Source organism: Stenotrophomonas sp. P5_A8, from assembly GCF_056400545.1.
On record NZ_JBFULB010000580.1, the window covers coordinates 1 to 1,093 of the forward strand.

Annotated in this window: 1 protein-coding gene; it reads right to left on the reverse strand. The window is 67.0% G+C overall.

Features of this window, described 5'->3' with window-relative positions:
* Positions 1–111: 111 nt before the first annotated feature.
* Positions 112–1,089: an RluA family pseudouridine synthase gene (locus AC1DQP_RS20820; protein ID WP_478052473.1), complete on the reverse strand. Its 978-nt coding sequence runs from the start codon at positions 1,087–1,089 to the stop codon at positions 112–114.
* Positions 1,090–1,093 lie beyond the last annotated feature (4 nt).

Consider the following 1,093-nt stretch of genomic DNA (forward strand, 5'->3'; position numbering starts at 1 on the left):
GCTCCTGATCGGGGCCGGCCGCTGGCCGGCTGCGTTTGGTTGGGGCATGCGGGGAGCCGGCCAGCGGCCGGCACTACCGTTGGCCGTCAACCGACGGCCGGTACCTGGGGTTTATTTCAGGCGGTTCAACACCTCGGCCAGCTCGTCGGCCAACGGCGCGTTGAGCAGGTACGGGGTCTTGCCGTTGTCGAGGAAAAACTCCAGCGAGGCCGCGTGCAGGAACAGGCGTTTCAGCCCGATCTGGTCACGTAGGCGCTTGTTGACGTCCGGATCGCCGTACTTGTCGTCACCGGCCACCGGATGACCCAGATGCTGGGCGTGCACGCGGATCTGGTGGGTGCGGCCGGTTTCGATGCGCACCTCGCAGTACGAATGCCCGCCCTTGCGCTCCAGGACCTTGAAGTGGCTGATCGATTCTTTGCCGATCGGATTGACCTGGACGTGACGCTCGCCGCCCTGGCGAAGCCCCACATGCAGCGGCGCGTCCACGGTCATCGTGCCGTCGGGCATGCGCCCCACCAGCAGGGTCAGGTAGTGCTTGCGGATGCCCGAGCCGTGGTCTTCACGCAGCAGCGCCTGCAGCTCGCTCAGCGCCGACCGCTTCTTTGCCACGATCAGCAGCCCCGACGTGTCCCGGTCCAGCCGGTGGACCAGCTCCAGGGTCTTGCCGGGCCGCAGCGCGCGCAGGGTTTCGATCGCGCCGAAGCTGATCCCGCTGCCGCCGTGGCTGGCCACGCCGGACGGCTTGTTCAGCGCCAGCAGCCGATCGTCTTCGAACACGATGGCATCTTCCAGCCGCTTCATGAACGCGGCGGGCGGACCGGCTTTATCTCCTTCTTCATTGAGACGGACCGGAGGCACGCGCACCTCATCGCCGGGCTCGAGCTTGCGCTCTGCCTTGGCGCGGCCGCCGTTGACCCGGACCTGGCCACTGCGGACGAGCTTGTAGATCAGGCTGCGCGGTGCACCCTTGAGCTGGCCGAGCAGGAAGTGGTCCAGGCGTTGCCCTGCCCGGTCGGCCGGGACAGTGATGATACGTACGCTGGTCATGGCTTCTGCGGCTTTCGGGGTGGGCTCGGTAACGGTCATTTGC